This window comes from Palleniella muris (assembly GCF_004792655.1).
GTDB classification, from domain to species: domain Bacteria; phylum Bacteroidota; class Bacteroidia; order Bacteroidales; family Bacteroidaceae; genus Prevotella; species Prevotella muris_A.
Genome location: NZ_SRZC01000045.1, coordinates 1 through 4222, shown reverse-complemented (window position 1 = coordinate 4222; position 4222 = coordinate 1). Strand labels below are relative to the sequence as shown.

3 protein-coding genes and 3 pseudogenes are annotated in these 4222 nt (G+C 46.7%); 5 read left to right on the top strand and 1 reads right to left on the bottom strand.

Going from position 1 to position 4222, the window contains the following annotated elements; genetic code table 11:
* The 4 genes and pseudogenes from E5358_RS14880 to E5358_RS14865 form a co-directional block, all read left to right on the top strand.
* Positions 1 to 134, top strand: a pseudogene (locus E5358_RS14880) (IS982 family transposase); the annotation flags it as partial.
* Positions 135 to 704: 570 nt separating this feature from the next.
* Positions 705 to 1634, top strand: a complete 930-nt coding sequence (locus E5358_RS15465) for an IS66 family transposase (RefSeq protein WP_135940936.1) — start codon at positions 705 to 707, stop codon at positions 1632 to 1634.
* Positions 1570 to 2229, top strand: coding sequence for an IS66 family transposase (tnpC, locus tag E5358_RS14870; protein WP_277821336.1), 660 nt, complete (start codon positions 1570 to 1572; stop codon positions 2227 to 2229). The genes E5358_RS15465 and tnpC overlap by 65 nt, the downstream gene beginning before the upstream one ends.
* Before the next feature lie 108 nt (positions 2230 to 2337).
* Positions 2338 to 2703, top strand: a pseudogene (locus E5358_RS14865) (PRTRC system protein E); the annotation flags it as partial.
* Positions 2704 to 2948: 245 nt separating this feature from the next.
* Here E5358_RS14865 and E5358_RS14860 read toward each other — a convergent pair.
* Positions 2949 to 3809, bottom strand: a complete 861-nt coding sequence (locus E5358_RS14860) for an NAD(P)H-binding protein (protein ID WP_135940934.1) — start codon at positions 3807 to 3809, stop codon at positions 2949 to 2951.
* 211 nt (positions 3810 to 4020) lie between these two features.
* Between E5358_RS14860 and E5358_RS15625 the strand changes: the two are divergent.
* Positions 4021 to 4222: pseudogene (locus E5358_RS15625) on the top strand (IS982 family transposase); the annotation flags it as partial.

Genomic DNA, 4222 nt, shown 5'->3' with positions numbered 1-4222 from the left:
ATTCAAGGCACAGGTCCGTGCACAACTTCATAATGAACATCTGCTCCGCACTGACAGCATACTGCTTCTTTGACAACAAGCCAGAGGCTATGCCCGTGCATGTGGAGAAATCAAGGCAGATGGAGCTATTTTAAATGATTTCTTATCCCGAACTCGCGTATGGTTACAAGATAAGCATAACGCTTCTTATTTTTCGTATGTCTTGGACAGGGTTGCCCCAATCCGGCTGCAAAAGTAGATAAAATCCGGGATAATAATACATCATGTAGCAAGTTTTCAGCCACTTCCAATGCAAAAAACATCCCGTGAAGCCCGTTTTTTCCTTCATCCGAAAAGGAAACACGCAAGAAACACCGTCATTTCCTTCATCCCGTTCCGTTTGAAGGAAAAAACGTTGTCGTTTTCATAATTCCGGACGGGAAATGCCTTTAATCAAAAGAATATTCCTATATTCGCTACCGAACTACGCCAGAAACATTGTTTCCCGTCTCTTTCCGCACGGAAATATGCTAAAAACAGCGTCTCCAGCTTGTTTCAGAGAGAAAACAACGTGGAAACGCCGTATCCGGCTTCTTTCTTTTCAGCGACAGTGCCTCGTACCCCGTTTCCACCCATATTCGAACATCTGGAAAAAGTAGAGGAGAGACAGGAAAATATTTGTCAGAACTCTTGGCTGTCCCGTTAATTATTTGTAACTTAGAGGTATGAATAATGCTCCTGCATACGAAGAACTTCTTGCAGAAGTGATGCTGCTCAGAGAATCCGACCGCCGTAAAAGCGAACGGATCGCTTATCTTGAGCGTCTGCTTTACGGTACAAAAAGCGACAGGATGGCAGCAAAGGCAGCCGAGGCGAATCAGCCGGGCTTGTTCGATGAACTTTTTGACCGGGCCTATGATGAGCGTGCCGCGCAGATACAACAGACAGCGCAGGAGATCAAGGCCGAGGCTGAGAAGCGCCGCCGGTCATCCAAGGCAAGGAGCAATCGTCCGGCCAAATATCAATATTACGGTTTAGAGGAACGCCGTCGCGAGCTTCTGCCCCAGGGTCTTGACACCGCACTTTATGATAAAATCGGTCAGGACGAGACCCGCATACTGCACCGCGAGCCCGCCAAAGTGTGGGTCGAGGTAATTGTACGTCCCATATACCGTCTGAAGTCGGATAAAAACAATCCGTCCCCTGAGATACTTCAGGCTCCGGCGCCTGCCGCCGTTATCGGCGGCAACCATGTCGGGGCCGCCCTGTTGGCGCAGCTTGTGACAGACAAGTATGTCTACCATCTGCCCGAATACCGTCAGGTCAGGCAGTATGCCGACATGGGTGTCAAGCTGCCGGCATCAACGATAAATGACTGGATACACGCCGTGGCCTCAAAACTCTATCCGCTTTATGAAAGCCTTGGCGAGCAGATCCGCTCGCGGCAGTATCTTCAGATTGACGAAGTACCCTGGCGCATAGCGGACACACAAGGCAAAAGCCGCAAAGGTTACGCCTGGCAGTTCTTCGATGCCCCCCGACTCTCACGGACTTTATTTCTACTATCACAAAGGTTCGCGGGCGGAGGCTATCCCCCGGGCGCAGCTCCGGGACTTCCGCGGAGCAATCCAGACCGATGGCTATGGCGTATATGATTATTTTGAACAACAACCGGATGTGACCCTGCTGGGTTGCATGGCCCACGTGCGCGGTAAATTTACCGACGCACAGTCATCGTATCCGTCCCTGGCACAGCAGGCAACCCGATACATCGAGTTGCTCTACGAACTGGAGGCCAATCTGAAAGCACGCCATGCCACGGCCGAAGAAATCGCCCGGGAGCGTCAGTCAAAGGCTTTGCCGATAATGGACACGATGGAGAAGTGGATGCAAGTTGCAGCCAAAGACTGCACCCCGTCCGATCCGCTGGGGAAAGCACTTGACTATGCCTATAAACTCTGGCCGCGCCTGCGGCGCTATGCCGACAACGGGATATATCAGATAGATAACAATGCGGTTGAACGTAATCAAAGGCCGTCGGTGATAGGCAGGAAAAACTACCTCTTCAGCAAGAACGACCGGGGAGCTGAAGATAATGCAGTATTCTACTCCCTGCTTGAAAGCTGCCAAATCGTCGGAGTAAGTCCGCTGCAATGGCTCACGGATATACTGCAAAGAATATCTCACGACACAACGGAACAGCAAATCCAGGCAATGCTGCCATACAACTACAAAAAATCTCAGGAATGACACCTGAGATTTTTTTGTATCTTAAAAAGGCGGCTTTGTTCGGATGCTTACGGCCCAATTATTCAGCGAAGTGTAAAACCATGTAATAACTTTTAACACATCAAGATTATGTTTTTTACAGCAATCCATCAGATGATGACCGAAGGCGTGGATTTCACGCTCGTCATCCGAAAAGCGAACGGACAACTGACAGTTTCCACGCTGCCGAAGTCCAACGGGCTCAAAGACGAAGCCCAAAATCACCTCGTTCCCCTGACCGTCAGCGGACTGCCGCAGGAACTGGACGCGGGATTCCTGCAAGCTGTCGCGCGGCCGGTACAGAAGGCGGCAGGACTGATTTCCAACATGGCCCAATTCGAGGCGCAGGCAGAGAAGGCTGCGTCCGAGAGCAAGGCGAAGGAGACGAAAGAGGAAAAGGAGAAGCGGGAGAAGTACGAGAAGCATTTCAAGAAAGCGGAGGAGCTGATCGCCGCCCGAGTTGGGGAAAAGGTCGGGACTTAGCAAGCGAAGCGACCTACGACGCATAGTACAAGGTCAAGACAAAACCGGACGGCAGTATTTTGCTGTCCAAAACGGAATTTCAACGACTTCTCCTTGTGCCATACTTGCGCTCGTCTGATGATGAGTGCTAATTGGCTATGTCTATGCTTTGGCTGAAAGTTACATTTATATATCTATCTCTTCAATATTATGTAATTTATCTAATTTTAGGTGAAGCATTAAAATGTTTTTTGTCCTCCCAAAAAATCTTCGAATTCTGTATTCCAGATAATCTTGTTTTCTGTATTTTCTCCAAAAGAAATTGTATTCATTACTGCTTGAGTCATCAAAGCCATATTATGGGCTGCATCAGGAGAAAATCCTGCCTTTGTCAAAGTGGGTATCCATTGTTCTTGCGGAATTTGTTGAACTGTAACTTCACGTTTCAGATATTCGCTGAAAAATCGTGCTATATCATGTGCGCTATATGTTTTCGGACCTTCGATTTCATATAGTGGTGCGGATAATTTCCGACTACGCATCACTATCGCGGCAAAACAAGCAACATCTCCGGGCGATACCATTGCAATCTTTTTATGCGGATGAAAAAAAGTGGGAAGTATGCCATACGTCCGTGCCACTTCAATGTAATTCATCCAATTACTATAATAATATGCCGGACGTATAAAAGTCGTCTCGACTGGGAGTCCTGCAAATGCCTGCTCCAACATATGCGAAATATAGAGGTTGCCGCTTCCGGCTTCCAAATGTGCCCCCATTGACGACAGTCCTATGACACGTCTAACTCCCGTTCTATAAACAACTTCCCGATAGATTTCCAACATTCGTTCCGCATCGCCTAAAACATCATTTGAATGAAAATTTTCCGGTGTCATCAAGAAAACAGTGTCCTCCCCATTGAACGCTTTTATCAACGTGTCTAAATCAAACACATCTGCAATATGGCATTGTACCCGACTATCAAACTTCGCAAACTTGTTTTTGTTTCTGGCTATGGCTAAAACAGGCATATCTCTTTTTACGAGTTCATTTACTAATGCTGTTCCCACGCGTCCTGTTGCTCCTATTACTATATTCATTCTTGTACTTTTAGAAATTGTATATGCAAAACGCAATGACTACTCTTTCAGTTGAATCGCTACGCTTTTCTCAAATTTATTTTTTTTGCTATCTGTTTCTTTTTATGGTTACGCGAGTTCGGGATAAGAAAGTCCCCGAAAAAGTTGGTAATCTCGCAAATATTTTGTATATTTGTAAATGAAAATCAATAACATACTAAAAATACAAGCGATGATTACCACTTGCAAAGTTACTGAAATTTTCTGTATTATCGACGAGTTTTCAAAGAAATTGCACGCAGAACTTGAAAAAAATATGTATTTGCGCCTTTCTGACATGGACGGTCGCAAGCGCAGGAAGCGTGAATGCATGATGTCCGAGAGCGAGATAATGACAATCCTTGTATGCTACCATTTCGGCACATTCGCCAATT